Annotated in this window: 34 protein-coding genes and 1 riboswitch; of the genes, 26 read left to right on the top strand and 8 right to left on the bottom strand. The window is 41.7% G+C overall.

The window, feature by feature from the left end; translation table 11 throughout:
- Window positions 1-301 precede the first annotated feature (301 nt).
- The 16 genes from ACIFOD_RS03500 (at window position 302) to gvpU (ending at window position 9,372) form a co-directional block, all read left to right on the top strand.
- A complete protein-coding gene (locus tag ACIFOD_RS03500; RefSeq protein WP_113969341.1) occupies window positions 302-1,480 on the top strand; it encodes a ParM/StbA family protein in 1,179 nt (392 codons plus the stop codon).
- 9 nt (window positions 1,481-1,489) lie between these two features.
- Window positions 1,490-2,083, top strand: coding sequence for a hypothetical protein (locus ACIFOD_RS03495; RefSeq protein WP_430313474.1), 594 nt, complete (start codon window positions 1,490-1,492; stop codon window positions 2,081-2,083).
- A 387-nt stretch (window positions 2,084-2,470) separates the two neighbouring features.
- Window positions 2,471-2,731: a gas vesicle structural protein GvpA gene (gene gvpA, locus ACIFOD_RS03490; RefSeq protein ID WP_113969339.1), complete on the top strand. Its 261-nt coding sequence runs from the start codon at window positions 2,471-2,473 to the stop codon at window positions 2,729-2,731.
- A 50-nt stretch (window positions 2,732-2,781) separates the two neighbouring features.
- A complete protein-coding gene (gene gvpT / locus ACIFOD_RS03485) occupies window positions 2,782-3,273 on the top strand; it encodes a GvpT/GvpP family gas vesicle accessory protein (RefSeq protein ID WP_430313473.1) in 492 nt (163 codons plus the stop codon).
- A gap of 36 nt (window positions 3,274-3,309) precedes the next feature.
- A complete protein-coding gene (gvpQ, locus tag ACIFOD_RS03480) occupies window positions 3,310-3,783 on the top strand; it encodes a gas vesicle protein GvpQ (protein ID WP_397553629.1) in 474 nt (157 codons plus the stop codon).
- A gap of 21 nt (window positions 3,784-3,804) precedes the next feature.
- Window positions 3,805-4,065 (top strand): gas vesicle protein GvpJ, encoded by a 261-nt coding sequence (gene gvpJ / locus ACIFOD_RS03475; RefSeq protein ID WP_138780693.1) that lies wholly within the window; start codon window positions 3,805-3,807, stop codon window positions 4,063-4,065.
- Window positions 4,066-4,150: 85 nt separating this feature from the next.
- Entirely contained in the window at window positions 4,151-4,417 is a 267-nt protein-coding gene (gene gvpO, locus ACIFOD_RS03470) for a gas vesicle protein GvpO (RefSeq protein ID WP_113969335.1), read from the top strand.
- Between the two features lie 28 nt (window positions 4,418-4,445).
- Window positions 4,446-5,369 carry a gas vesicle protein GvpN gene (gene gvpN / locus ACIFOD_RS03465; protein ID WP_430313472.1) on the top strand — a complete coding sequence of 308 codons (924 nt, stop codon included), beginning with the start codon at window positions 4,446-4,448 and terminating at the stop codon, window positions 5,367-5,369.
- Window positions 5,370-5,384: 15 nt separating this feature from the next.
- Window positions 5,385-6,149, top strand: coding sequence for a GvpL/GvpF family gas vesicle protein (locus ACIFOD_RS03460; RefSeq protein ID WP_397540930.1), 765 nt, complete (start codon window positions 5,385-5,387; stop codon window positions 6,147-6,149).
- Complete coding sequence (locus tag ACIFOD_RS03455; RefSeq protein ID WP_113969332.1) at window positions 6,149-6,409, top strand: gas vesicle protein GvpG; 261 nt, start codon at window positions 6,149-6,151, stop codon at window positions 6,407-6,409. Before ACIFOD_RS03460 ends, ACIFOD_RS03455 begins: the two co-directional genes overlap by 1 nt.
- Before the next feature lie 4 nt (window positions 6,410-6,413).
- Complete coding sequence (locus ACIFOD_RS03450) at window positions 6,414-7,220, top strand: GvpL/GvpF family gas vesicle protein (protein ID WP_430313471.1); 807 nt, start codon at window positions 6,414-6,416, stop codon at window positions 7,218-7,220.
- Between the two features lie 23 nt (window positions 7,221-7,243).
- Entirely contained in the window at window positions 7,244-7,519 is a 276-nt protein-coding gene (locus ACIFOD_RS03445) for a gas vesicle protein (RefSeq protein ID WP_034764922.1), read from the top strand.
- On the top strand, window positions 7,485-7,769 hold the full coding sequence (locus ACIFOD_RS03440; RefSeq protein WP_034764925.1) for a gas vesicle protein K: 285 nt from the start codon (window positions 7,485-7,487) through the stop codon (window positions 7,767-7,769). The genes ACIFOD_RS03445 and ACIFOD_RS03440 overlap by 35 nt, the downstream gene beginning before the upstream one ends.
- A 22-nt stretch (window positions 7,770-7,791) precedes the next feature.
- Window positions 7,792-8,121: a gas vesicle protein GvpJ gene (gvpJ, locus tag ACIFOD_RS03435; RefSeq protein ID WP_397553632.1), complete on the top strand. Its 330-nt coding sequence runs from the start codon at window positions 7,792-7,794 to the stop codon at window positions 8,119-8,121.
- A 15-nt stretch (window positions 8,122-8,136) separates the two neighbouring features.
- Entirely contained in the window at window positions 8,137-8,952 is an 816-nt protein-coding gene (gene gvpT / locus ACIFOD_RS03430) for a GvpT/GvpP family gas vesicle accessory protein (protein WP_430313470.1), read from the top strand.
- Window positions 8,953-8,970: 18 nt separating this feature from the next.
- Window positions 8,971-9,372 (top strand): gas vesicle accessory protein GvpU, encoded by a 402-nt coding sequence (gene gvpU, locus ACIFOD_RS03425; protein ID WP_430313469.1) that lies wholly within the window; start codon window positions 8,971-8,973, stop codon window positions 9,370-9,372.
- A gap of 446 nt (window positions 9,373-9,818) precedes the next feature.
- Here gvpU and ACIFOD_RS03420 read toward each other — a convergent pair whose 3' ends face one another.
- From ACIFOD_RS03420 to ACIFOD_RS03410, 3 genes are all read right to left on the bottom strand, one after another.
- Complete coding sequence (locus ACIFOD_RS03420; RefSeq protein ID WP_098438646.1) at window positions 9,819-10,076, bottom strand: GlsB/YeaQ/YmgE family stress response membrane protein; 258 nt, start codon at window positions 10,074-10,076, stop codon at window positions 9,819-9,821.
- A 76-nt stretch (window positions 10,077-10,152) separates the two neighbouring features.
- A complete protein-coding gene (locus tag ACIFOD_RS03415; protein ID WP_430313468.1) occupies window positions 10,153-11,622 on the bottom strand; it encodes a phospholipase D family protein in 1,470 nt (489 codons plus the stop codon).
- A gap of 131 nt (window positions 11,623-11,753) precedes the next feature.
- A complete protein-coding gene (locus ACIFOD_RS03410; protein WP_430313467.1) occupies window positions 11,754-13,097 on the bottom strand; it encodes an MFS transporter in 1,344 nt (447 codons plus the stop codon).
- A 145-nt stretch (window positions 13,098-13,242) separates the two neighbouring features.
- On the opposite strand from ACIFOD_RS03410, the gene ACIFOD_RS03405 reads away from it, so the two are divergent.
- Window positions 13,243-13,914: a haloacid dehalogenase type II gene (locus ACIFOD_RS03405; RefSeq protein WP_430313466.1), complete on the top strand. Its 672-nt coding sequence runs from the start codon at window positions 13,243-13,245 to the stop codon at window positions 13,912-13,914.
- A gap of 19 nt (window positions 13,915-13,933) precedes the next feature.
- Here ACIFOD_RS03405 and ACIFOD_RS03400 read toward each other — a convergent pair whose 3' ends face one another.
- Window positions 13,934-14,080 (bottom strand): hypothetical protein, encoded by a 147-nt coding sequence (locus ACIFOD_RS03400; RefSeq protein ID WP_397553639.1) that lies wholly within the window; start codon window positions 14,078-14,080, stop codon window positions 13,934-13,936.
- A gap of 149 nt (window positions 14,081-14,229) precedes the next feature.
- Here ACIFOD_RS03400 and ACIFOD_RS03395 point away from each other — a divergent pair, with 149 nt between their 5' ends.
- Window positions 14,230-14,559 (top strand): CHY zinc finger protein, encoded by a 330-nt coding sequence (locus ACIFOD_RS03395; protein WP_430313465.1) that lies wholly within the window; start codon window positions 14,230-14,232, stop codon window positions 14,557-14,559.
- 60 nt (window positions 14,560-14,619) lie between these two features.
- Window positions 14,620-15,564, top strand: coding sequence for a peptide-methionine (S)-S-oxide reductase MsrA (msrA, locus tag ACIFOD_RS03390; RefSeq protein ID WP_430313464.1), 945 nt, complete (start codon window positions 14,620-14,622; stop codon window positions 15,562-15,564).
- 32 nt (window positions 15,565-15,596) lie between these two features.
- Here msrA and ACIFOD_RS03385 read toward each other — a convergent pair whose 3' ends face one another.
- The 4 genes from ACIFOD_RS03385 to ACIFOD_RS03370 form a co-directional block, all read right to left on the bottom strand.
- A complete protein-coding gene (locus tag ACIFOD_RS03385; protein WP_430313463.1) occupies window positions 15,597-16,118 on the bottom strand; it encodes a DinB family protein in 522 nt (173 codons plus the stop codon).
- Window positions 16,119-16,274: 156 nt separating this feature from the next.
- Entirely contained in the window at window positions 16,275-16,409 is a 135-nt protein-coding gene (locus ACIFOD_RS03380) for a hypothetical protein (protein ID WP_258549622.1), read from the bottom strand.
- Window positions 16,410-16,594: 185 nt separating this feature from the next.
- Window positions 16,595-18,136: an FAD-dependent oxidoreductase gene (locus ACIFOD_RS03375; protein WP_430313462.1), complete on the bottom strand. Its 1,542-nt coding sequence runs from the start codon at window positions 18,134-18,136 to the stop codon at window positions 16,595-16,597.
- A 122-nt stretch (window positions 18,137-18,258) separates the two neighbouring features.
- Window positions 18,259-19,113 carry a bifunctional 5,10-methylenetetrahydrofolate dehydrogenase/5,10-methenyltetrahydrofolate cyclohydrolase gene (locus ACIFOD_RS03370; RefSeq protein WP_430313461.1) on the bottom strand — a complete coding sequence of 285 codons (855 nt, stop codon included), beginning with the start codon at window positions 19,111-19,113 and terminating at the stop codon, window positions 18,259-18,261.
- A gap of 46 nt (window positions 19,114-19,159) precedes the next feature.
- A riboswitch (ZMP/ZTP riboswitch) is annotated at window positions 19,160-19,255 on the bottom strand.
- A 196-nt stretch (window positions 19,256-19,451) separates the two neighbouring features.
- On the opposite strand from ACIFOD_RS03370, the gene ACIFOD_RS03365 reads away from it, so the two are divergent.
- The 7 genes from ACIFOD_RS03365 (at window position 19,452) to ACIFOD_RS03335 (ending at window position 24,959) form a co-directional block, all read left to right on the top strand.
- Window positions 19,452-20,186, top strand: coding sequence for an SDR family NAD(P)-dependent oxidoreductase (locus tag ACIFOD_RS03365; RefSeq protein WP_430313460.1), 735 nt, complete (start codon window positions 19,452-19,454; stop codon window positions 20,184-20,186).
- Entirely contained in the window at window positions 20,140-21,198 is a 1,059-nt protein-coding gene (locus ACIFOD_RS03360) for an S-adenosylmethionine:tRNA ribosyltransferase-isomerase (RefSeq protein ID WP_430313459.1), read from the top strand. Before ACIFOD_RS03365 ends, ACIFOD_RS03360 begins: the two co-directional genes overlap by 47 nt.
- A gap of 11 nt (window positions 21,199-21,209) precedes the next feature.
- The gene (locus ACIFOD_RS03355) at window positions 21,210-21,566 is read left to right on the top strand and encodes a VOC family protein (RefSeq protein WP_430313458.1); all 357 of its coding nucleotides are present in this window, start codon (window positions 21,210-21,212) and stop codon (window positions 21,564-21,566) included.
- Between the two features lie 168 nt (window positions 21,567-21,734).
- Complete coding sequence (locus ACIFOD_RS03350; RefSeq protein WP_430313457.1) at window positions 21,735-21,857, top strand: hypothetical protein; 123 nt, start codon at window positions 21,735-21,737, stop codon at window positions 21,855-21,857.
- Window positions 21,858-22,014: 157 nt separating this feature from the next.
- Window positions 22,015-22,659, top strand: a complete 645-nt coding sequence (locus tag ACIFOD_RS03345; RefSeq protein ID WP_430313456.1) for a YczE/YyaS/YitT family protein — start codon at window positions 22,015-22,017, stop codon at window positions 22,657-22,659.
- A 224-nt stretch (window positions 22,660-22,883) separates the two neighbouring features.
- Window positions 22,884-23,639 (top strand): DNA alkylation repair protein, encoded by a 756-nt coding sequence (locus ACIFOD_RS03340; RefSeq protein ID WP_430313455.1) that lies wholly within the window; start codon window positions 22,884-22,886, stop codon window positions 23,637-23,639.
- A 141-nt stretch (window positions 23,640-23,780) separates the two neighbouring features.
- The gene (locus ACIFOD_RS03335) at window positions 23,781-24,959 is read left to right on the top strand and encodes a MalY/PatB family protein (protein ID WP_430313454.1); all 1,179 of its coding nucleotides are present in this window, start codon (window positions 23,781-23,783) and stop codon (window positions 24,957-24,959) included.
- Window positions 24,960-24,983: the final 24 nt, after the last annotated feature.

Below are 24,983 nucleotides of genomic sequence, written 5' to 3'. Positions count from 1 at the left end.
GATAGTTACAAATGTCCTACTAAAATATGGTTGTAAACAAAAGTGTATACATGTAAACAAATAAGTACACAATTGTAGGCAATACTGTATACAAGTATACAATACAGTACACATGTTGATATATAGGGTTGTATACATTCATCGTATACAACGATACAAAAATGTATACAACTCCACTCTTTCTGGACATCAACATTCGATAGAAAAGTAGGATTGACCGCGGACGAGAAATTGTATACTCTGAGAGTAAGAGTTGAAATTTTTTGACAAATTCTTACTCATGAATGAAAGGATGATTTTAATGACGAATTCACGAATTGCAGCCATTGACGTTGGTAATGATTCTCTTAAAGGTATTTTTGGAAAGATGGACGGTGAGGTGAATATTCCGAACGTCATCGCAAGGGATATTGAAGATCGTCCTATTATCGGAATCGAGGAGCTGGATACACAGGACCCACTAGACGGCATACATATCCGTGTCCACTCCCCTACTCTTAAAGATAATAATGCGATTTATCGTGTAGGTAATCTGGCAACGAAGAGCAATAACTCTACTGAACTGGATCCAGGCAGCAGTAAATCAGAAGAAGATCAAACGCTGGTCATGCTGTTTGCTTCCATTGCTCTTGATGCAGCACGCAATGATTCTAACTTTAAAAAGAATAATAATGTTATAGAAGCAAATTACACATTGGGTACAGGTCTTCCACTTCGCGAAGTAAAGGAAGGAAAAGATGTCGGGTACCGTTCCAGACTTTTAGGTTCCGTCCACCAGGTTGAGTTCCTGGTAACTCCCCGCTATCAAGGCATCAAAGTGAATATTAAATTTGATGAAGTAAAGGTCTATCCTGAAGGATTTGCGGCATTCATCAACCTTGTTATGGATAATAACTTGAATATCATCAATAAAGACCTGATTGATAAACGTATCTTAATTCAAGATATCGGTGGGTTATCAACGGATATCGCTGTGATTAAAGATCGAAAAGTAGATGACGATAAAGCTCAAGGATTCAACCTGGGAGTGTCTGAATCTCTAGAATGGATTCGTGAAGAAATCCGCTCAAGGCACGGTATTGAGCTCGACAGCCGCCGTGATGTAGTGGAAATCATCACGAAGAAAAATGATCGTAATCATATTATGGTTAAAGGAAGTCGTACAAGCGTACACGACATCGTTGACCGTATTATGCTGGAACTTGCTAAGAAGCAATACCGTCACCTTCGCAATATGTGGCAAAAGAACTCTCAAACGGAAATCTGCTACTTCATTGGTGGAGGATCAAGTGTCCTGAAAGAGTATATCAAGACGCTTAATAACAACCTTGATGGGTACAATATCGACTTCTTTGAAGATGAGAAGGAAAGCATTTGGATGATGGCCAATGCTTATTACAAGCTGATTGCTGACTTCTCAAGAAAGACCCAAAAACAACAAACCCAGAAAGAAGAACAAAAATTAGCGAAAACCAAATAGGGTGATGGTATGAATGGAAAAGGGATGTCGAGGGGACAACCGATTACGTTTCGAATTCCTTCTGATACACCTGATCATGTATTAAAGCATTTACAAAAGCTAAAGGAAACGGAAAAACGAAATTTCTCCAGTAAAATTGCAGAGCTTGTATTAAATGGAGTAAATGATACGATTTCCAAACAGAGAGAAGCCATTACGATCCCCCTTCCGAAGGGATTGGATAAATCCCAGCGTGACTGGTTGAAGCATGAACACTCAGAAGCACTGTTGGGGAGTATCGTGTACCAACTGCTTTCAAACCCGGTTCGTACAGCCTCTCTCCTGGCCTCCTTAAGTAGCAATTCGTTGGATATTGATGAAGCGCTCTATCTTCAGGAAGAAGCTGCAGCAAGTCACGATTCATCAAGAGAGTGGTCCCTTGATCAAGTGATGGATGATGCACCGGAAGAAGATGTAATCGATGAGCGTTCATACTCTACTGACGAAGAATTGGACAACTTTGACTGGGACAGTGCCATGAAGCCCCAGGAAACTGAAGAAGAACCTAAAGAAGAAACGATGGAAGATCTCTTAGGCGATTTTCTTTCCCAAATGAATAAATAGGAAAAGAACCAGAAGCAAAGCTGAAAAGCATGATGCTTCTGGTTCTTTTTTTGCAAAGTTTTTTCATGCGAATCATTTACTCCCTTCCCCCGGTGAAAATCACATTCTTCCTTCAATTTCAACCTGATTTCTCCTTTAGAAACTGTAATCAATTTGTCTTATTTGAATTATTTTTTCTCTCAAAAACCTTACAAGCCATATAACTGTAAGGGAGAAATGTTACAAGGTGAAAAAAGCGTATTAAAACATGTATAAAAAATGGCAGTTTATTTCAAATGATTCCCATGACCTAGTTTACGGTGGGTACAAAAGGAGGTAAACACCGATTAAACCGAATATAAAATTTGCACCTAGTCATTGGCTACACCAATTAAGAGGAGAGATTCGATGAGTATTCAAAAAAGTAACGATAGCTCAAGTCTCGCAGAAGTAATTGATAGAATCCTGGATAAAGGAATAGTCATTGATGCATTTGCCAGAGTTTCCTTGGTGGGAATAGAAATTCTTACAATAGAAGCGCGAGTCGTCATTGCAAGTGTAGATACTTGGTTACGATATGCAGAGGCAGTTGGGCTCTTAAGAGACGAAGTTCAAGAAGAAGGTTTAGCGAAGCAGGAAAATGAAAGAGGAACAGCGTTTAGTGTTTAAACAAGTAAATAAAATATAGTTTTACTATTTTAGTAGAAAAGAGGATGAATATGGCGGAGACAAAAAGCAGTCAACAAGTAGAAGAACCGAAAAGTACTGAAGAAAACGAAAAGCAAACAGCTGAAAATAGACAATCCATGAATTATGCGATTATCGGTGGAGTAGTCGGAGCCGGAATCGGGTTACTTTCAAATCCAGGTACAGGTAAGAAAGTAGTGGACAGTTTCGGGAAATCTGAAGTGATGAAAGCAGCAAGTAAAGAACTGCGAAGATCAGCACAGGAATTCCTGACAGAGCAAGCCATTATTACCTTGAGACAATCGGCTACCGGATATATGAGCAGGCTGGAAGGCGGCTTGCTGACACCAAAGAAGAAAAAAGAAGAAGCATCGGAAAATACTGATGCTAAGGCAGGTAGCGACGAGAATTCTTCCAATCAGTCAGAAGAATTAGAAGAAATTAAAGAAGAAAACAAGAATTTGAATGAACGTTTAGAACGAATCGAAGAGATGCTTAACAGCCTGGTGGAATCCAAGAAATAATGATTCAGCCTCTCAAATCCCTAAAGGGGGCATTACATGAGTAAACCGGTGAAAAAAGCAGTGGGCAAGTTGGCTAAAAAAGCATACGATCACGCTCCAGAGCCCGTGAAAGACAAAGTGAAAGACACGATGAAAGAGAAAGCGAAAGAAACATTTGTGAACAGTGTTGAAGGCGGTATTCAATCAAAAGCAGGCGAAGCATCTGAGAAATTAGAGAAGGCAAAAGAGAAAAATGCGGCTAATGTTCATACCAAAGCTGAAGAAGCAAAGGAAAAAGTACAGGATGTCCTGCTTTCCGTACGGGAAAAGTTAGGAAATGCCAAAGAAGCAGGAGAAGAATTTCAAGAGAAAATCTCTTCATCAAATGATAAACAAACAAAAATGAATGGTGTAGGAAATATTAAAGGAGCAAGTGATATCAAAAGCTCCTTTAATATCAAGAGTTCTACTGAAATTAAAAGTTCGGAAAACATTAAGTCTTCAAAAGACATTAAGACCATCTGTTCTTAAACACCGGAAGGAGAATAACAATTGGCTATTCAAAAAAGTAATAATAGTTCAAGTTTAGCAGAAGTAATTGACCGTATTCTTGACAAAGGGATTGTCATTGATGCATTTGCAAGAGTATCTGTCGTTGGAATTGAAATTTTAACGATCGAAGCAAGGGTCGTCATTGCCAGCGTAGACACATGGTTGCGTTATGCAGAAGCAGTGGGCCTACTACGAGATGATGTCGAAGAAAACGGTCTTGCTACTCAGCAGAATGAAAGAAGCTCCCAGTTCAGCATTTAATTGGAGTGGCAGCAAAAGAATGAAAGTGTGTTTGAAGGGGGCCAATATTGGCACCCTCCCCCTTCATCTACAGTAGGAGGCGACTATGGTAATCAAAGATATCATGAATAATGTGACGGACTTCTTCAATGAACATGTAGCTCCAGTTCACAAAATTACGTCAGTGGAACTGACAGAAGATGAAGGCTGGAAGCTTCAAGTCGAGGTAATTGAAGAAAAAGAATATATGAAGAAATATGCTAAAGACGAAATGCTTGGAACGTATGATGTTCTTCTTAATAAAGAAAAGGAAGTCACATCATTTAAACGACGGGATATCCGTTACAGAAGTGCCATCGGACAGGAAATGTAGTGGATGAGCGAGTAGGAGGGAATTGTAAGTGACGGTCTTAACAAAACGGATCAAAAAGGATAGCAGGGCATTAATACAAGACGATGAAACGAAAGAATTGCTTTCGCGCTCATTGCAATACCTTAAAGCTGGATATCCTGTACATTTTACAGGTCCTTCCGGAGCCGGCAAAACGTCTCTTGCCCTCGCACTGGCGAAGAAGAGAAAAAGACCGGTGATGCTCATGCACGGAAATCATGAACTGAATAATAAAGACTTAATCGGTGATTTCACAGGTTATACGAGTAAAAAAGTGGTCGATCAATATGTTCGATCTGTTTACAAAAAGGATGAAAGTGTCACCGAGACATGGAGAGATGGACGTTTACTGGAAGCAGTAAAAAATGGCTATACCCTTGTATACGATGAATTTACAAGATCACAGCCGACAACGAATAATATCTTCCTATCCATTTTAGAAGAAGGGATCATCCCTTTATATGGATCGAAGCTAACGGAACCTTTTATACGCGTACACCCGGAATTTGCCATAATATTTACTAGTAATCCTGCAGAATATGCAGGGGTTTATCAAACACAGGACGCTCTCCTGGATCGGCTAATTACCATTAGCGTAGATTACAAGGGAGCAGAACAAGAAGCAATGATTGTATCGGAAAAAGCAAACTTGATTATGAGTGAAGCAAGAGCGATTACAACACTTATCTCTACATTACGTGATCAATGTACCAACGAAATGAACGGACCGAGCTTGCGTGCTTCCTTGATGATCGCGAGGCTCGCCATTGAATCAGACATCCCCATAGACGGTAAGGATTCAGATTTTCAACGTCTATGTATTGATATAGTAGCACACAGTGTAAGTCGATGTATCGACGGAGAAAACCCACAAGAAAAAGCAGAACAATTAATTATAGATGCATGCAAAGGTATGAAGATATCTGAGGAATAAAGGAGAGTTTTCATGATGAGTAAGGAAGAAATGGGAATTTATATATTTTGTGCCATTCAAACAGAAGAAGACGATCAATTTGGTTCCATTGAAATTGAAGGCGAGGAACGCGAGACGTTCACGATCAGATATAAAGACGCTGCTATGGTAGCAGCAGAAGTACCGATGAAAATCTATCATCCTAAGAAGCAGAATTTACTCATGCACCAGGGTGCCGTATCACGGGTGATGGATCAAAAGGATACGGTCATCCCGATCAGCTTCGGGAATGTCTTTAAATCAAGGGACGATGTAGCAGCCCTTCTGGAAAACCTTTACCCCCAATTCGAAACCCTTTTCCCGGCAATCAAGGGGAAAATCGAGCTAGGCTTAAAGGTTATCGGTAAAAAGGAATGGCTGGAAGAAATGGTCAAAGAAAACCCGCAGGTAGAAAAAATGGCATCAGCCGTTAAAGGGAAATCTGAATCTGCCGCGTATTATGACCGCATTCAGCTTGGAGGAATGGCTCAGAAGCTATTTGCTTCACTGCAAAACGAGGTTAAGCAGGAAGTCTATGCTCCCCTTGAGGAAACAGCAGTGTCAGCAAAAGCAAATGACCCTTCAAGTGAGAAAATGCTTCTCAACGCATCATTCTTAATTGATCGTGACCAGGAAGAACTGTTCGATCAAAAGGTCAATGAAGCCCATGAAAAATGGAAGGATAAGGTCGAATTTAACTACAGCGGTCCTTGGCCGGCTTACAATTTTGTCAACATACGCTTGAAGGTTGAGGAAGGCTGATGATTCATAAATTGGTGAGTGCACCAATTAATTTAGTCATTAAAGTCGGTGAAAAGATCAAAGAAGAAGCAGACAAAGAATTATACGACCTTCCTACCATTCAACAAAAATTGATTCAGCTCCAAATGATGTATGAATTAGGTGAAATTCCTGAGGAAGCATTTCAGGAAAAAGAAGATGAGCTCTTAACAAGGTATGAAATTGCGAAACAGATGGAAATGGAGCAATGGGAAGAATTAACGAAAAAGAAACAAGGGTGATCAGATGAGCAATTTAATTTATTTATACGGCTTAATCCCAACAAAGGAAGCAAATAAAGTATCCCTTCCTTCCATAAAAGGGTTTGATGGAGAAGGAGAACTGTATACGATTGAAATCGGTGACGTGACAGCAATTGTTTGTGATCTGCCACCTGATGAATACTCAGAAGAGACCATTAAGGAAAAAGTCGATAACGACATGGACTGGCTTCAGGAAAAAGCGTTCCATCATCACGAAACGGTATTGATGGTTTCAAAGTTGTATACCATTATCCCCCTGAAGTTCTGTACATTATACAAAAACGAGGATAGCCTCAGGTCCACGATAGAGGGCAATCGGAATAAACTGGAATCGACATTTGAACAGCTGAATGGCAACGAAGAGTGGAACGTCAAGATCTACTGTGACGATAAGCTGCTGAAGGAGCAAGTAAGTGAAAGCAACCCATCCATCGAAGCCAAAAGAAAAGAAATCAGCGAATTACCAAAGGGCAGGCAGTTTTTTGAAAAGAAAAAAATCGATCAGCTGATTGATCGGGAACTTGAAAACGAAAAGAACAGACTCTGTGAGGAAGTTCATGAAAAGCTGAAAGAACATGCCCTTCAAGGAAATATCAAAAAAAATTGGAGTAAGGATGTCACAGGCCGACAAGAACATATGGCTTGGAATAGTGTATTCCTCCTACCCGTCTCCAATGTTGATGAATTTGTAGAGGAAATTAAGCAATACGAAGAAGAACTGGGGCACGCTGGTTGGAAAATTGAAGCATCCGGCCCTTGGCCACCTTATCATTTTTCAAGTTTTTCTTAATCACAAAATAAGGAATGAGAAATATGACAGTCAGAGAATCGATTGAGAACAAAGACATAGCCCTTATAGATATTTTAGATGTCATTCTCGACAAAGGTGTGGCGATAAAGGGAGATTTGATTATATCCATTGCAGGTGTCGATCTTGTGTATCTGGATTTGCGAGTGCTGATTTCCTCAGTAGAGACATTGGTTCAACATAAGCAGGGAACGCGTAAAACAGTAACATCCGATCAATTCGATCAAGAAAGGGAGGGATTGATTCATGCAACAGGCCAGCGGGACAAATGGGCGAATTAATTTCGACCCGGAAAAAGCAGAACAAGGATTGGCACAACTTGTATTGACCGTTGTAGAACTATTAAGGCAAATCGTCGAGAGACACGCAATGCGGCGTGTAGAAGGCGGTACGTTAACGGATGAACAAGTGGAGAATCTGGGCATTGCCCTTATGAATTTGGAAGAAAAGATGGAAGAACTGAAAGAGGTATTTGGTCTTGACGCAGAAGACTTGAATATAGATCTTGGCCCTTTAGGGAGCTTAATGTAATGCCGATTAGGGAGGTTACATGATGGGAATGGAGCATCCGGTACAATCCAACACAATTGTGGATGTATTAGAAAAGATATTAGATAAAGGTGTTGTCGTAGCAGGAGATATTACGGTGGGAATTGCCGATGTCGAGCTGCTCACAATAAAAATCCGCTTAATTGTTGCTTCCGTAGATAAAGCAAAAGAGATAGGCATGGACTGGTGGGAAAATGATCCTTATCTAAGTTCCAAAGCCGCCGATAACAACACGAAAGCACTTGAAGAGGAAAATAAGAAATTACAGGAACGATTGGAATCACTTGAAAAGAAACTGGATACGAACCGTCTAAACCCGGCGGAAACAAAATAAATGGAGGTTTTACCGATGGCAGAAAAAAATAATACGCAGAACACTACAGTTGAGAATCAAGGACAGGAAAAGAATTCAACGAATGAGAACAAGGCAAGAAGAAGCGGCCCTATCAAAAGAACCGTAGCAGGAAGTCTTTTGGGAGCAACCGTAGGATATCTGGCAACACCTGAAAATGGGAAGAAACTGTTAGATCGTATTGATCAAGAGAAAATCAAAAGTAAAAGCCTGGACTTCGGGAAAGCGGCAAAAGAGAGATCCAGAAAAGCGGCTGTGTCACTAAAATCATCAACTGCCAACCTGTTTAAGCGTGATAAAGATGAGGAAGCATCTGAAGACACGGAAACGGCCGTAAATTCAACTGAAACGAACAGCTCGGAAGAAGAGTCGAACCAGGACTATGATGCCCTTAAACAGGAAAATGAAGAACTTCAGACCCGCTTGCAGCAATTAGAAGAGAAAATGAATCAAATTGCCGCGACTCGTGAAGATGAAAGTGATGAAGACGAGGACGAGGATGAAGAAGAAACCTCTTCTAGAAAGAAAGCTTCTAAAAAGTCTAAAGAAGAAGCAACAGATGAAGAGAGTGATGAAGAAGAAGACGAAGACACGAATGAAGATGAAAACGAAGAAGACGAAGATGATAGCGATGATGAGGAAGAAGCCTCAAGCAAGAAGAAATCAAACGGTAAGTCAGGTTCAAAGGGTAAGAAGCGTTCTACCCGCAAATCTGCTGCTAAAAATAAAAAAGCTGCAAAAAAAGATGATGATAAAGATGAAGATCAAGAAGAAGACACAACACTCTCTACCGAAGATGATACAGTAGCTTAACAAAAAGGAGATGTGAAAATGAGTTTAGAATCAGGTACAGGGAAGGATAGCATCTTAGAATTTTTTGTACAAGCATCAAACAAGCATGACTTTTCATTAGACATCACGTTAAACGTCAATGGAGCCGTCATAACTGGTACACTCGTTTCCGCAAAGGAATACTTCGACTCATTAAGTGAAACCTTTGAGGATGGCAGTGAAGTGGCTCAGAAGCTGAGTGAGGAGCTTGCAAAGGCCGGGGAGTCCGTTGATGAAAACCAAAGCACTGAAGCCCATTTTATTCACTTGAAGAACACAAAGGTATACTGTGGCGACAGCAAGCCTACCCCTTCAAAAGGGAAAATTATGTGGCGTGGGAAAATAAGTGAGGTAGACGGATTTTTCTTAGGGAAGATTTCAGAGTCGAAGAGTAGTAAATAATAGGTGAGAAAAGCAAATGGCTTAACCGTCATTTGCTTTTTTACATCCAGAATAGTTTATGGCAGGCCGGGGTGGTTCCAGTATGAATGCTTACGTTTTCCTAGGGGGGCCTATCAGACAGAGTATAGGCTTGTGTGACAGTTTATTACCCCCAATTATTTGCCGGGAGAAGTAATGAGATAAGTATTTATGTTTTCAAAAAGGGGTTTTTACCTTTTGAAAAACGGGTAAACAATCTATAACAAAGGAGGTTACCTGCATGAAACGTTTAATTGGAAGACTGATCAAATGGGGACCTATTATTTACCCGTTTTATAAGAAGTATCGGAATAAAAGAAGACATAAAAAATCCATGACGTATTAAGAGGGCAGCCATCATTGGCTGTTTTTTTTGCGTTTTTTTAGGGCAAATGAAAACCCCCTGGAATCCAGGGGGTTCAGTGTTTTTAATGAGAAGTCTTTCTCATTCCTCTTAACAGTAAGCTTAACAGGAATACAAAGATGATAGCTCCGAGTAAGGCTGGAATGATAGCGATTCCTGCAAGTGATGGCCCGAAGCTTCCTAAAAGCTCTCCGCCTATCCATGCACCGATGATACCTGCGATGATGTTTCCGATGATTCCACCAGGAACGTTTTTACCTAATATAAGACCAGCTAACCAACCGATGATTCCACCAACGATTAAATACAAAATAATACCCATTTTTCTAACCTCCATGTAATGTTTTTTTGTGATGTATTGTTACTGATTTAATTCCCTTTTATTGAGGAATTAAAACCTAATAGGTCGTCACTTGGAAGATTTTTTGCAGGATATACATGACATATTTAAAGGCAGGCAGTTTATCCTGATATTTCTCATATTTAACGGTGTAGGTGCCATCTTCGTTATTCCAGATACGGTTGAAATACTGATCAATATCTGACATGGTTTTGCTATCAGTTGGGGCCACGATCTTTATGTTTTCTTCTAAGTTATAATCATCTAAGTTTCTTGAAGTGTAATTACTGGATCCTCCGATGACGGTGCTCTCTTTTTCACCTTTTATATAAATAAACTTGGTATGGTATTGTTCCTTATTGGTGTTGTACCAGCGAATCGTAATATGGTCATCGTCCAGGTTGTGCAACTCTGATGCGATTGGCAGGTTGGGTAACCCAATCTTTTCTTGACCGAAGGCATTCTGATTGGGGTCGAGTACCAATCGTACCTCTACTTCACGATCAGCAGCATCCCCTATGGCATCGATAATGTCCCGATCTGCGAGATAGAACATCCCGATCCAGACTTCATCCCCTTTATTTGCTTTATTCATAGCTTTTACGACACTTGTTTGAACTTTCTTTTCAGTAAGGATCTGTGCTTTAACGGAGGCCTCTGCAGGGGAAAGCTTTTTAATAGACTGATCTAAGTCTTCCTCGGTAGGAAATGCCTCTACATTCCCCCCTGAAAATGCAGCCACTGCCTTTTCGGCTTTCACCATTTCCTTAAGAATTTCCCCTTTGACTTTGAATCCTATATTTGAGTGGAAACCGCTGGCATCATGGGGGTTGGCGGAAAGAATAAGTCCCGCGTTCTCTGTAATGACGACTTTTCTGTGATTCGCTTTAATATTCAACAGTTTCAAGTAAGATCTCATGGTTACCTTAGGTGCAGAAGGGGCCATGGGGTTTGGAAGCCAACCATAGCCATCCTGACCGAACCACCCTAGAGCGGTCCTCCATACCCCTGAGTATAAGATATTGGGATCTCTGAGGCGGTTTAAATCGGTATAAATAACCTCAGCCCCAAGGTCTTCTAAAGGTTCCAATTGTTTAGCGGTATGGGAACCATAGGTGGTGTTGACAACATCACTGATGAAGACCACCTTTAGATCAGGGTTCTTTTTCATCTGTTTTTGAATCGTTTTCGATAATTTTTCACTGATCCTGGGGTAATCGCGATCACCCTTTGTATATCCATTTACTAAAAATAAGTCCAAAATAAGAAAATCTTCTGCTTCTTCAATGGTTTGATACACTTCATCAAAGATTGAATGATCATAGAGTTCTTTTCCATCCTTCTGGTACGTAAGGTCGTATAAGAACTCCACATCCTTTTCAGGTATGGTATAAGTATTACCGGCATAGGATACTCCCGGAGGTAAAGGCTTTACCCGGTGGTAAAACATGACGACTGTAAGGATCAATATGATGACCCCCCCGATCCACCAGCTTTTCTTCTTATACCACTTTTTCTTTGTTTTCAATTGAATTCCCCTGTTCTACTGTTTTTTTCTTACTATACCCTTAATGGTAGCGGAGGAATCCATACAGGATAAGAACTTCACTATTTTATAGAAAAATCCGGTCCAGGCAGATATTCAGCCTGGATCGGATTTTAATGTTGGTTAATTCTTTGGCGGTATAAATACAATAGAAAAAGGGATAACGTCATTAACCCGATCAGAACAAGGAATGTATTCTGAAAGGAATTTACCGGGAATTCTACTCCGCCCATCTCGACAATGATTCCTCCCAGAACAGAACCAGAGGCACTGCCTACGAAATGGGTAAGCTGTTTCATGCCGATTCCTGAAGCAATCAACTCCTTACTCATGACCCGGGATACTTCGTTGGTCGAGCTTGACGAAAGACTTGAAAAGCCAAAGCTTGTAAACATATAAGCCAGCATAATCATGTATTCACTGAGGGGGGATAAGAAATAAAAGATGACGGTTGAAATGATCAGAAGGATATGTGCAAGGAACATCACCCTCATATTTCCATACCGATCAATCAGTCTTCCCACATAAATAGCTGCCACCGCTGACAGCATCGCACCCGGAAAGATAATGAATCCGACGGCTGTCGGGTTTTTACCATAAACATGCTGAAGCATAAGGGGCATGACGATTAAAATCGCAAAGTGTGTGGCGAAACCCAGGAAACTCATATATAAGATCTGGCGGTATCCTTTGTCCCGTATCAAACTGGGTTGAATAAAGGGTAGTTCGATTTTATGGATCCGAATCCACAGTCCTCCAAAGAACACGACGGCACCTGCGAAATAATACCAGTGGAAAGTTGAAATGAACAGCAGAAAGAACGTAATTCCTACTCCGGTCAAAAGGCCTCCCCATACATCAAAATACCCTTTCCTGGTCGTCTCATCCGGCAGGAAGCGGTATAGTACAGGTATCATTCCAAGGACACATAACGTGATTAAAAATAAATAGTTCCAACTTAAATAATCGGTAATCACTCCCCCTACGACGGGCCCTAATCCAAAGCCCAGGGAAGAAGCCGAGGCAATCATCGCTAATGCCCGACCGCGTCTTGCCATCGGGACAAAACGTCCGGCAAACACCATGGATAACCCGGGAATGGCTGCGGCACCGGCCGCTTGGAATAAACGGGAGAGCAATAGCCAGGTAAAGGTATGTGCGAAGAAGCCTATGAACGATGCCAGCCCGAAAATGGAGATGCCCAGAATAAGCAGCCTCCTGATCGGAATGTAGTCTGCCAGGCGTGTATATGTAATGGTGCAAATGGCGAGTACGATGGAATAACCCGATACAATCCAGGCTCCTTCAGAAGGGGCTAAAGAGAAATCCTTCAAGACATTGGGGAGAGCCACATTAAACATGGTGGTATTCATGACAACCAGCCAGACGGTTAAGCTCAAGAATAAGATTGTTTTAGTATAGGAAGGAGATGCTTGTGCATGTGGTTCTGCAGTCATCAATGACCACCTCCATTAGATGTTTAGATACTCGAAGTAATATACCACAAAAAGCCTGGTTGTGAAATGAATTCGCTTCGGCGTGAAAAAGTTTAATTTATATGAAATAGTCTATTATATAAGGAGAATATAGGAGGAGATATGTATGTCAAATCTCAATATAAAGGCATTTGTGTTCGATGCGTATGGAACACTTTTCGACGTTCATTCCGTCATTGAAAAGTGTAATGAACTCTTTTCTGATAAAGGGGAGGAAATCAGTCAGATATGGCGTCAAAAACAGTTAGAGTATAGTTTTTTACGTCAATTAATGGGAACGTATACGACCTTTTTCGTGATAACGCAGGATGCTCTCCACTATGCCTGTAAGCAAGTAGGGGTTGACCTTACTGGCGAAAAAGAGAAGAAACTGCTGGATGCTTATTTAGAATTAAACCACTATGAAGAAACAGGGAGTGTATTGGAAGAACTGAAACCCTATCAAAAAGCCATTTTTTCCAATGGTTCCCTGGACATGCTTTCACCTCTGGTGGAGCAATCTCCCTTTGGACATTTACTGGATGAGGTTTTGACAGTTGATGAAGTGAAGCAGTTTAAGCCGACACCGATGTCTTACCAGCTTGTTCTTGAAAAGCTCGGGGTCAGGAGAGAAGAAGTACTGTTTATGTCTTCCAACCCATGGGACATTGCAGGAGCGACGAACTTTGGATTCTATACGGCATGGATCAATCGCCAGGAAAAAGTGATGGATGAATTAGGGGTAAGACCTCATTTTGAATACAAGGATTTAAATGGGATCCTGGAGCATATGAGTTAATGAAAAGGGACTGTTCTTCTTACGAATAGCGTATCGTAGGAAAAATCAGTCCCTTTATATTTGGCTGTATCAGTGCAAATGCAGTGACTTCATGATCCTCCCTTAGAACATGCTTCACTACTTCTTTTCCTGTTCCACTTGCCGCTCCAAATACGATCAATTTCAAGAATCTTCCCCTCCCTTTCTCTTACTATTCATTGTATAGTACAGATAGATCAATAGACTAGAATGTATAGGTAATAGATAACTAGTTTAAGATTCTTGTAGGGAAATCGACTATGTTTATCGAAATTTACTGCATGAAGGAGGATGAACATGACTGAAAAGTTGATTCCTGTATCTGGCGTAGAAGTAGACTCTAAAACGAAATGCAAACATTACCGAACTCAAAAAGATATCATCGCAATTAAATTTAAGTGCTGTAATACCTATTATCCTTGTTATAAATGTCATGACGATATCGCAGATCATGACCCTATCATATGGTCAAAGAACGAGTGGAATACGAAAGCTGTTCTTTGTGGAGAATGTAAAAATGAGTTAACCATCTTACAATATATGAATTGCCAATCGGTTTGTCCTCATTGTCGAGCATCCTTTAACCCGGGGTGTCAGAATCATTATCATCTTTACTTTGAAGGATGAATTTAGGGTAAGAAATCTATAACCGATGAGTGTTTCACGTGAAACGAAAGAGGTGATGAAATGGAACATGCGACGTTTGCAGGGGGCTGTTTCTGGTGTATGGTCGAGCCTTTTGATGAGCAGGAAGGAATTGAGCGTATTGTCTCCGGCTATACAGGAGGTAAATCCGCAAATCCAACATATAAAGAAGTGACCTCCGGGGAAACAGGACACTATGAAGCTGTACAAATCACGTTTGATCCTAATCAGTACCCTTATGAGAAACTGCTGGATCTATACTGGAAGCAAATTGATCCGACTGATTCAGGGGGACAGTTTAAAGATCGGGGTGACTCCTATCGAACAGCCATTTTTTATCATAACGATAATCAAAAAAAGCTTGCTGAAGATTCAAAACGAAAATTGGAGCAGAGTGGTATTTTCACAAAACCTGTGGTGACGAAGGTTCTCCCTGCAAGTGAGTTTTATCCTGCTGAAGAATATCACCAGGATTTTTATAAGGAAAATGCCTTCCGATATGCTTTATATAAGCGTGGATCCGGGCGGGAAGATTTTTTGAAAAAGTATTGGCCAAAAGATCGAGCCCATTTAAAGGAACAGCTAACAGAAATGCAATACTTCGTTACCCAGGAAAATGGAACAGAGCCACCTTACGAAAATGAGTATTGGGATAACACGGAAGAAGGTTTATACGTTGATATCGTTTCGGGTGAACCTTTATTCACTTCCAAAGATCAGTATGATAGTGGGTGCGGCTGGCCAAGTTTTACAAAGCCCGTCATGGATGCAAGTGTCAAAGAACAATATGACGTATCACATCGTTCGACCCGGGTGGAAATAAGAAGCAGGGAAGCGGATTCTCATCTCGGGCATTTGTTTACAGATGGACCTGGTCCTAAAGGTCTTCGGTATTGCATCAATTCTGCTTCTTTACGGTTTATTCCTAAAGGGAAATTAGAAGAAGAAGGCTATGGGGATTTTTTAATTTTGTTTAAAGGCAGATAAAAAGACATGGCAGCAAGAGCCACCATGTCTTTTTATCTTTCTATCTTCTCTTCAACCTTTTCCCAAAGATTTTCGATTCCCTGTACCCGCTTAATGGATGTGATGGTTCCCTGATGCAAGCCCTCATGCCAGTTAGCGAAGGAAAGAACTTCACCTAAAGTGGTAAACGTAGTATGTTCACCAAGGACAAACGGCTTCTCTCCTGTTTCATCCAAGCGACCGGAGAACGATTCTTTCATCCTTTGGGGCTGTGCCTCCAGTTTCTCACGAAGTTCCTTCAGTGTAGGAGCTGTGAGCGCATTCCAGGTGTCAGGGCTCGTATTGAAGCCAAATAGCTCCCCGTATTCAGGTGGAAGTGCTTTACGGTCGTTTTCCCCTACAAAGGAGAATAACAGGTTTTCCTGAGACAGTAGGATATGTCCTAAATTCCATCGGATTGAATTTCTGAATCCAGGAGGCATTTCATCCGCCAGCTGTTCTGTTGTCGCATCGAGAGCAGCCAATGTGCGAAGCCGGATGAATTCCATTTGTTGAAATAACATTTGTTCTTGCATGATCGATTCCCCCTAATCAATTTCTCTATAACGTATTCGAGGTTGGGAGTGAGATTCCTCTACGAAAAGATGAACTGATTATCAGGAAGAATAAGAAAAGAATAACCTGACGCAGTGTTACTGCCGGTTATTCTTCATTAAGACTGCTTGTCGTTACTAGTCTTGTGGTCGGTTTTTCTTTGTATTCGCTTGCCCGGTTGTAAACTCAACTAATTCAGAACTCGTTCGATTCCCTCTTTTAGCATTCGTATTACTCTGGGCATTACGGTTACCTTGTTTTGTACGTCCCATTCAGAATCCCTCCCGTAGATAGTAGCTCAAGCATTAATAGTGTGAGGCATTATCCAGGAAATATTCTTCTAGGGGATACGACAAAATATGTCAAATACCTTGGGGATTCGGTTTATTTCCCAGGCTATATTCGACAAATAGCGGGAGCCATCGGATTGCCGATTCTTTTTCCAGAGGTCCGTCCCCTAATCGTTCACTTCAAATTTGGCGAGAGGTTTCTTGGCAGGACCTTCAATCACTTCACCATCAATGGAGAAGCGGGATCCGTGACAAGGGCAGTCCCATGTGTGGTCTCCGTGGTTCCATTCAGTTTCACAGCCGAGGTGGGTGCAGGTGGAGTCTACGACGTGGAGCTTTCCTGTTTCATCCCGGTATCCTCCACAGCGTCGTCCATTGAGGTTCACGACATCGCCTTCACCTTTTTGGAGTTCCTGTGGTTTTTTAGTTGGTATTTGAAGCTTTCCTTTAATGAGTTGTCCAGCCACATTTATATTCTCTTTGAAGAAATGCTTGATGCTGGGGTCGGCAACAAACCTGGAAGGAGTGTACACATCTGCATAAATATGATGTTTTCCTAAAATCTGATCAGAAAGTATCTGACCTGCCAGAGTACCGGAAGTCATGCCCCATTTATTAAAACCGGTCGCTACCAAAATAGCAGGGTGCTTTTCCGTTAATTTCCCGATGTAGGGTACTTTGTCTAATGTGATCAGGTCCTGGGCCGACCATCTATATCGGACTTCTTCAATCCCGACGACTTCTTCCCCGAAATCCTTTAAAGCCTCATAGTGATCCATAGTATCTTTTCCTTGCCCGGTTTTATGTTTATCCCCACCGATTAAAATAATTTTTTCCCCATTTTCATCATCTTCATAACGGAGGGAACGGGTAGGGTCTTCTGCACTTAAATACATTCCGCCCGGATAGTCCTTTTTAGCTTTCACTCCAAGGATGTAAGAGCGTTCGGCATACATCTTTGTGAAATAGAAACCCATACCATCATAAAAAGGAAAGTGAGAGCAAATAACAACATGCTCGCTATCCAGGTGATATCCGTCAGCAGTCACAACCTGAGTGGAGTCTCCTTCGTTAATGGTTTTAGCCGCAGTTCCTTCAAATATTTGACCGCCAAGTCCCGTATAAGAATCAATCAAGGCTTTAAGATATTTTAAAGGGTGAAACTGTGCCTGATCTTTCATCACGACTGCGTTTTTAATGGATAGATCGATCGGGAGTTTTTCGATGAGCTCTCCCTGAATCTCTAACTTCTGATACGCCTCGTACTCCTTCTCGATTTTTGTAGCGGATTGGTCTGTAGTCGCGTAAACATACGAGTCCTCTTCTGTAAAATGACAATCTATATTTTCACTTGAAATCGTGTCTTTAATAAACTGAAGAGCTTTCGTCTGCGACAAATAATATTTCTTTGCAAACTCTTCTCCGAAATGCTGGATGAGCTCATCATAAATCAATCCGTGTTGAGCGGAAATCTTAGCGGTTGTATGCCCCGTTGTTCCATTCAATAAGTGGTTAGCCTCAATCAGCGCAACCTTTTTTCCGCCTTTAGCTAACAAATAGGCAGTGGTGATGCCTGCTATCCCGCCGCCAACAACGGTTACGTCCACTTTTATATTACTATCAAGCTTTTTAAATAGGGGGAGTTTAGCCGTTTCCCTCCAATAGGGTTCCGGTGTTTTGGAAAAAGCATTTTGGTGTTGTGTGTCCATATGAACGCTCCTTTATCTTTCAATTCCTTACCATTCTTTCCTGAAATGTAGAAAAAATAAGTCCGAAATAGGAAAAAAAGAGACTGACTCCATAAACGAGTCAGTCTCTTAAAGGATATTTGTTAAGAATGTTCAAGAACAGAACCATATTTCTCAGCAGAATCAACGGTCTGTTTTAATAGCATGGAGATGGTCACAGGTCCAACTCCACCTGGTACAGGAGTAATCGCGCTCGCTTTTTCGTAGCATGCCTCGTAATCGATGTCCCCAACGTTCCCTTTGTTATAGCCCGCATCAAGAACGACAGCACCTTCTTTTAACCAGTCCCCTTGAATGAAGTTAGGTTTACCGACTGCTGCCACCACGATATCTGCAGTAGAGAGAAGGTCAGGCAGGTTCTCTGTATAAGAATGACAGGTCGTCACCGTTGCGTTTCGATTCAACAGCATCATGGACACAGGCTTTCCTAGAATCGGACTTCTTCCTACAACGACAGCGTGTTTTCCTTCAAGGGACACACCGTAGTAATCGATGATGCTCATGATGGCTGCAGGTGTGCAGGACGGATATTCACCAAACCCTAATGAATTTTGACCGAACCCGAGGCTCGTGACTCCATCAACGTCTTTATCAATGGAGATCGCTTCAAAGGCAGCACGCTCATCAATATGGGGAGGAACAGGATGCTGCAAGAGAATCCCATGAACGGAAGAATCTTGATTAAGCTCCTGGATGACGTCCAACAGTTCATTCGTTGAGGTTTCCTTAGGAAGATGAATCCTTCTTGATTCCATCCCGATCTTCGCGCAGGCATTACCCTTCATCTTCACATAGGTAGCAGAAGATGGGTCGTCTCCAACAAGTACCGTAGCAAGACAAGGGGTAATACCCTTCTCTTTTAATTCAGCGACTCTCGACTTTAGGCTTTCTTTTACCTCAGATGCAACAAGTTTCCCGTCTAATACTAGTGGTTCCACTGCAATCCCTCCTGATTATAGTAAAAGAAGACAAGGGTATCCCCTTGCCTTCTGCCCAGGCGAACGGCTAATGGCTCATGTTTTGTAAGATCGCAGCTCCCTTGTGGTTGATTCCACATTTTCGCCAGTCACTGCTCTATTTATTTTCAATTTGATTATAACACGAATATAAATTATATATCTAGTGTTAATGTTCGTGTTTTTTATGAAACTACATCAAAAGGCTGATAATCTGCTCCTTCTAATTTTCTATTCCCCATGACCACTTATAGACGATTTGTCGAAAGGAGATTTTTCATAAACTGTGAGTAATAAGAGTTAGGAAAGGGGAAATGAAGATGTTGAATAATAAAGTAGTCATGATAACCGGAGCATCAAAAGGGTTGGGAAGGGCCCTTGCCATACAATGTGCGAAGGAAGGAGCAAAGCTTGCGATTTGTGCACGAACGGGTGGACCGCTTCTGGAGGTTGAGAAAGAATTGAAGGCGTTATGGGCAGAGGTGGTAGCTTTGGAAGCTGATGTTTCTGATTCCCGGGATGTAGATCGTTTTGTTTCTGTAACAGAGGAGGTATTGGGGGGAGTCGATGTTCTTTTTAACAATGCATCCGTTTTTGGACCTGGTCCGCGTCTGCTGGCTGATTACCCTGAAGAAGAATTTCTTGAGGTGCTGAGGATCAATGCATTGAACCCATTTTTAGTAACGAAAAGAGTCCTTCCCGGAATGATCAGCCGGGGGAAAGGCTCCATCATTAACTTAACGTCAGAAGCGGGTAAAACGGGCTTTGCTGAGTGGGGAGCATACGGAATTTCAAAGTTTGCCGTCGAAGGATTGACTCAAACATGGGCCGACGAGCTAAGTGATACAGGGGTAAGGGTGAATATGGTCGATCCGGGGGAAATGGATACGGACATACACGACAAGGCTGTCCCGGGATGTGATTATCCACTTGCGGGCCCTAACGATCACCTTGACGTCTTTTTATATCTGGCATCCGACGCTTCAGAAAACGAGAATGGGAATCGATTTGAAGCACAAGAATTTCAGTGGAATCGAGGCGGGGAGAATGAATGAACTGGCAAAGACCTTTGATATCCCTTTACATTTAAACGCTTCTACCCCCATTGAGTTATTAGGATTCGAGAGGGACGAAGTAAAACTGATGGTGTTGAACCGGGAGACCGGGAAATGTGATCATACCCTATTCAAGCAGCTACCAGAGTTTTTAAATAAGGGGGACGTACTTGTTTTAAACAACAGCCGCACCCTTCCCGCATCTCTCAAAGGGAAGCAAGGAAACAGGCATCTCGAAGTTCGTTTATCCAGAAAAGTAGATGAGGACTGTTGGGATGCGCTTATCATAGGAGACTTCTATCAAGCGGGGGAGCGGATTTGTTTTTCAGAGGGAGTCCGGGCCAGCATGGTGGGTGAAGGAAGTGAAAAACCACTGGTGCAATTGAAATTCAACAGGAGTGGTGTTGAGCTTTTTGATTTTATTTACAGAAACGGAGAGCCGATCCGTTACGAATATATTGATTCTCCCTGGCCACTTGATTGCTATCAAACCGTATATGGATCAGTACCGGGGTCTGTGGAAATGACATCTGCCGGAAGGGCCTTCTCTTGGAAGTTGATACAATCCTTGAAGCAGAAAGGGATTGAAATCGCGTTCATACAGCTTCACGCAGGTTTGAGTTATTACGGAGATGATCGCTGGCCGACACCTAAAAAACATCCAGAAGAATACCATGTAGGTTCAGGGACAGTGGACAAAATCCTCGAGGCAAAGAATAACGGGAAGCGGGTCATTGCAGTGGGCACTACAGTCGTTCGTGCCCTTGAGACCATCATGACGCAATATGGACAGCTAAAGCCTTCTGAAGGGATAACCAACTTATATATATCGGGGGATACCCATCTTCAACTCGTAGATGGTCTCATTACTGGGCTGCATGAACCGGAAGCGAGTCACCTGGATCTCTTAAAGGCTTTTATTTCAGAGAGGAAATTAATGAACGCCTATCAAACTGCTCTTTTAAAATACTATAAATGGCATGAGTTTGGCGATATGAATGTAATTTTGTAAGGAGAATGGATATGAGACTTCATCATATTGGGATGAATGTAAAGAGTTTAGTGCGGTCGAAGGAATTCTATCAATCATATTTTGGGTTTGAAGAGGAAACGTATTTCGAATGGGGTAGTGAGAAAATACTATTTATGAAAAAGAACGATTGTCGATTGGAGCTCATCGAAGAGCCTGGGGAGGATAACGGCTCAAAGAGGATATTTCCTCATTTAGCCTTGACAGTCACCGATTTGGAAACGGAGATGGGTCTATTAAAGGAGAAAGGGTTAGTACCTGTTGAGGGCCCCGTTGTTCTTGAAAATGGTTGGAAAGTAGCATTTTTCTTGGGACCTGACGGGGAAATCGTTGAGTTGGTTGAAGGGTAGAGGGTTTTCTTTTATGAGCTGATCTGATTTCATGGAGAAATATACTTTTCAACATGGAAACTACTGAGGATTAAGGGAAATTCAGTAGTTTCTATTGATTTATCAATGAACAATGAGGATTTAAGTGAGTTCAAAGTGCCATCCTACTTTTTTTGGAGGCGCAACTTAGTGAATCCAGCCGAAATGGGCGATAATCCAGCCGTTTTTCGTAAAAATCCGGCGGGAATGGTCATAAAACCGGCCGTTTTCAGTGATAATCCGGCCGAAATCACAAATAATCCGGCCGATTAACAAAAAATGTAAAAACCAAGTGCGTCCTATACAGGTTTCTCAACAGTGAATTATCCCCACCAACCCCATAGGTTTTATGAAATTTTTTTGTTTAGTATTCTGTGATACATTTATCCGGGTATTAAATGAAATGACTATGGTGTAGGAAGGGATTTTCATGAATAGAGAATTAGTTTTACGTTGGTCGTTCTTCTTTACAGGCCTCCTTGTACTTGCGTTTGGCATAAGCTTGACGATCAAAGGCAAAGACCTTGGGATCGGACCTTGGGATGTGTTTCATTATGGGTTATTCAAGCAGCTCGGACTGACGATTGGTACATGGTCGATTATTGCGGGCTTTGTCATCTTGTTCGTGACGGGAATTGGAACGAAGTCATTCCCTAAAGTCGGGGCTTTTATTAATATGCTGTTAATCGGTATTTTCATAGATTTATTTAATTATGTGCTTCCTGATCCTCAATCGTTATTGGCACAGTCGATAGTGTTTGCGATTGGGATTGTGGTGATCGCATACGGTATCGGTCTGTATGTGTCAGCTGACTTGGGGGCAGGACCCCGTGACAGTCTGATGCTGCTCGTAGTTAAAAAGACGGGCTGGAAAGTTCAGTGGGTACGAAATGGAATGGAGATCATTGTGTTCTTCTTCGGCTGGCTACTTGGTGGTCCTGTCGGGATTGGGACGGTCATCATCGCACTGGGACTCGGTTCCATCGTTGGATTTTCATTGCCCCAAAGCAAAAAGCTTCTTCACTTTTTCCTTATGAGACAAATGACCAAAAGAGACAACCCTTTAGCTAGCTAAGGGGTTGTCTCTTTATTGGTTTAAAAAAGGTATTTCACCCGATCGTAAAGAAGTATGAAGAGAGTTCCGGCAGATGGGAGATGTTCTGGTTGATGAATATACCTGATGATCAATTTAGTGAAAAGGAAACAGTAAAAGAATGAAAGAGCTGGTAGACTACTGTTACCTCTGTCAGAAGCCGCTTTATTGTTTAGACGGTTTCTTTAACGGTGTGCAAAAGGAGAATGGAAAAAGCAGTTGTTTTGAATGCGAAGAACGAAATCAAAAAGGGGAGAAAAAAGATGGGACATGAGTATTCAGATAAAATCATCACTCTATTAAAAAAGCATCAAAATAGTGAAAATCGAGAAGCCATGGAAGCATATATGAGAAATCAATTTCAGTTCTTTGGTATCAGGACCCCGGAGCGTACTGCTTTACTAAGGGACTTTCTGAAGGAAAACGGTAAGCCACCGGTTGAAGAATTGCCTGACATTGTTCGTTCCCTTTGGTCTGAACCGCAAAGGGAGTGTCAGTATTTCGCTCTTTCCCTTCTGGATAAACAATCCAGGTATTTAACGAAAGAGTACCTGCCACTTTTAGAAGAATTGATAACAGATAAATCCTGGTGGGATACGATTGATCACATTGCTCCCAATCACGTAGGGAAAATCTATCAAACCGAAGAAGATGACGCATACTTAGAGAAATGGATTCATTCAGATCATATGTGGTTGAACCGGATCTCCATATTACATCAATTGAAATATAAAGAAAAAACAGATCAGGATCGTTTGTTCAGATACATATTACTGCATAATGAATCAAAAGAATTTTTTATTCAGAAGGCAATTGGCTGGGCTTTGAGGGAGTATTCAAAAACGGACCCGGAAGCGGTTCAGCAATTCATCGAATCAGAAAATCTGGCACCTTTAAGTAAGCGGGAAGGAATGAAGCATATCCATAGAAGAGCGAAGGAAGGAACAATCGTTGAAAAGTAGTGAATATATTAAGCATCTGGACATGACGCCGATCCAGCTTAACAAAGGAGTATGGGGAATTCTATTTTTTAATTAGGTATTCACCCTGGCCTCATTCTGGTATAAAGTAAGGACAGATATATGTGAGAGGGGTATTAGGATATGAATTGGAATGATTGCATCGAGAGAACAAACACTCACTCTGTGAAATGGTCGTTTCCTGCCGAGGATGTGATTCCTATGTGCATTGCAGACATGGACTTTCAAGTGTCTCCTGCCATTGTCGAAGCCATGAATCGCAAGGCTCAGCATGGCATATACGGCTATACGACATTTAGCGATCGATACTTCGAGTCTGTCATTTCATGGTGGAAGAGGCGCTTCGAGATGGAAATAGAGAAAGAGTGGATCAGCTTTAGCCCAGGAATCATTCCGGGTATCAATGTATTGTTGTCCGTGTTAACGGAGCCTGGGGACGGTGTAATCATTCAAGATCCCGTTTATTATCCTTTTTACAGTACGATCGAGAACCATGGTTGCTCGGTAATGAAAAATACGTTGCTTTATGAGGATGGAGTATACTCGATTGATTTTGACGATTTAGAAGAGAAGGCACGTCATCCCGGAACGAAACTTCTGATCCTTTGCAGTCCTCATAATCCTGTTGGACGGGTATGGACGCAAGAGGAGTTAAGGAGAATCGGTTCGATCGCTAAACAGCATGACCTATGGATCATTTCAGATGAAATGCATGGAGACCTGGTGTACAAAGGATATGAACACGTTCCTTTGTTTAAAGGGGATGACAGCTTGATAGAGCGTAGTATTCTATGTGCGGCTCCAAGTAAAACCTTTAATATTGCGGGACTTCAAACCTCCATCCTTCTCATACCGAACAAAGACCTGAGAGATAAGTATAATGAAAAGCTTACGGGCTATGGGCTGATGAGACCGAATGTGTTTGGGATTGAAGGAACGATTGCGGCTTATGAGGAAGGTGAACCCTGGCTCAATGAGCTATTGATGGTGCTTGAAGAGAATAAACAGTATGTACTGAATTATTTAGTGCAACACCTTCCAGAGGTGAAAGGCATTACCCCACAGGCTACACACCTTATTTGGATGGATTGCAAGGAATTAGGCATGACAGGTGAAGAGCTGTGTACGTTTTTCTTAAACAAAGCCAAAGTGAAATTTGATGAAGGCTTTAAATTTGGTCAGAGCGGGCACACCTTTGTCAGAATGAACATTGCCTGTCCGAAAGAGCGGATCGACTTGGCATTAAGAAGAATCCACGAGGCGATCCTGGATTACAGGGTCAACCGTAACGTCATGAAATAAAGCAGAGGATGAACAAATGAGAGG

Origin of the sequence: Rossellomorea sp. NRS-1567 (genome assembly GCF_050467885.1) — a bacterium.
GTDB lineage: Bacteria > Bacillota > Bacilli > Bacillales > Bacillaceae_B > Rossellomorea > Rossellomorea aquimaris_C.
Note: the sequence above shows the minus strand (reverse complement) of the source record. Positions and strands in the feature narration are given on the sequence as shown.

Bases quoted from the DNA above. Each gene is read 5' to 3' on its own strand.
- ACIFOD_RS03500 (WP_113969341.1), top strand. From the start codon at position 302: ATGACGAATTCACGAATTGCAGCCATTGACGTTGGTAATGATTCTCTT.
- ACIFOD_RS03495 (WP_430313474.1), top strand. From the start codon at position 1,490: ATGAATGGAAAAGGGATGTCGAGGGGACAACCGATTACGTTTCGAATT.
- gvpA (WP_113969339.1), top strand. From the start codon at position 2,471: ATGAGTATTCAAAAAAGTAACGATAGCTCAAGTCTCGCAGAAGTAATT.
- gvpT (WP_430313473.1), top strand. From the start codon at position 2,782: ATGGCGGAGACAAAAAGCAGTCAACAAGTAGAAGAACCGAAAAGTACT.
- gvpQ (WP_397553629.1), top strand. From the start codon at position 3,310: ATGAGTAAACCGGTGAAAAAAGCAGTGGGCAAGTTGGCTAAAAAAGCA.
- gvpO (WP_113969335.1), top strand. From the start codon at position 4,151: ATGGTAATCAAAGATATCATGAATAATGTGACGGACTTCTTCAATGAA.
- ACIFOD_RS03460 (WP_397540930.1), top strand. From the start codon at position 5,385: ATGAGTAAGGAAGAAATGGGAATTTATATATTTTGTGCCATTCAAACA.
- ACIFOD_RS03455 (WP_113969332.1), top strand. From the start codon at position 6,149: ATGATTCATAAATTGGTGAGTGCACCAATTAATTTAGTCATTAAAGTC.
- ACIFOD_RS03450 (WP_430313471.1), top strand. From the start codon at position 6,414: ATGAGCAATTTAATTTATTTATACGGCTTAATCCCAACAAAGGAAGCA.
- ACIFOD_RS03445 (WP_034764922.1), top strand. From the start codon at position 7,244: ATGACAGTCAGAGAATCGATTGAGAACAAAGACATAGCCCTTATAGAT.
- ACIFOD_RS03440 (WP_034764925.1), top strand. From the start codon at position 7,485: ATGCAACAGGCCAGCGGGACAAATGGGCGAATTAATTTCGACCCGGAA.
- gvpJ (WP_397553632.1), top strand. From the start codon at position 7,792: ATGGGAATGGAGCATCCGGTACAATCCAACACAATTGTGGATGTATTA.
- gvpT (WP_430313470.1), top strand. From the start codon at position 8,137: ATGGCAGAAAAAAATAATACGCAGAACACTACAGTTGAGAATCAAGGA.
- gvpU (WP_430313469.1), top strand. From the start codon at position 8,971: ATGAGTTTAGAATCAGGTACAGGGAAGGATAGCATCTTAGAATTTTTT.
- ACIFOD_RS03420 (WP_098438646.1), bottom strand. From the start codon at position 10,076: ATGGGTATTATTTTGTATTTAATCGTTGGTGGAATCATCGGTTGGTTA.
- ACIFOD_RS03410 (WP_430313467.1), bottom strand. From the start codon at position 13,097: ATGACTGCAGAACCACATGCACAAGCATCTCCTTCCTATACTAAAACA.
- ACIFOD_RS03405 (WP_430313466.1), top strand. From the start codon at position 13,243: ATGTCAAATCTCAATATAAAGGCATTTGTGTTCGATGCGTATGGAACA.
- ACIFOD_RS03395 (WP_430313465.1), top strand. From the start codon at position 14,230: ATGACTGAAAAGTTGATTCCTGTATCTGGCGTAGAAGTAGACTCTAAA.
- msrA (WP_430313464.1), top strand. From the start codon at position 14,620: ATGGAACATGCGACGTTTGCAGGGGGCTGTTTCTGGTGTATGGTCGAG.
- ACIFOD_RS03385 (WP_430313463.1), bottom strand. From the start codon at position 16,118: ATGCAAGAACAAATGTTATTTCAACAAATGGAATTCATCCGGCTTCGC.
- ACIFOD_RS03380 (WP_258549622.1), bottom strand. From the start codon at position 16,409: ATGGGACGTACAAAACAAGGTAACCGTAATGCCCAGAGTAATACGAAT.
- ACIFOD_RS03375 (WP_430313462.1), bottom strand. From the start codon at position 18,136: ATGGACACACAACACCAAAATGCTTTTTCCAAAACACCGGAACCCTAT.
- ACIFOD_RS03365 (WP_430313460.1), top strand. From the start codon at position 19,452: ATGTTGAATAATAAAGTAGTCATGATAACCGGAGCATCAAAAGGGTTG.
- ACIFOD_RS03355 (WP_430313458.1), top strand. From the start codon at position 21,210: ATGAGACTTCATCATATTGGGATGAATGTAAAGAGTTTAGTGCGGTCG.
- ACIFOD_RS03345 (WP_430313456.1), top strand. From the start codon at position 22,015: ATGAATAGAGAATTAGTTTTACGTTGGTCGTTCTTCTTTACAGGCCTC.
- ACIFOD_RS03340 (WP_430313455.1), top strand. From the start codon at position 22,884: ATGGAAAAAGCAGTTGTTTTGAATGCGAAGAACGAAATCAAAAAGGGG.
- ACIFOD_RS03335 (WP_430313454.1), top strand. From the start codon at position 23,781: ATGAATTGGAATGATTGCATCGAGAGAACAAACACTCACTCTGTGAAA.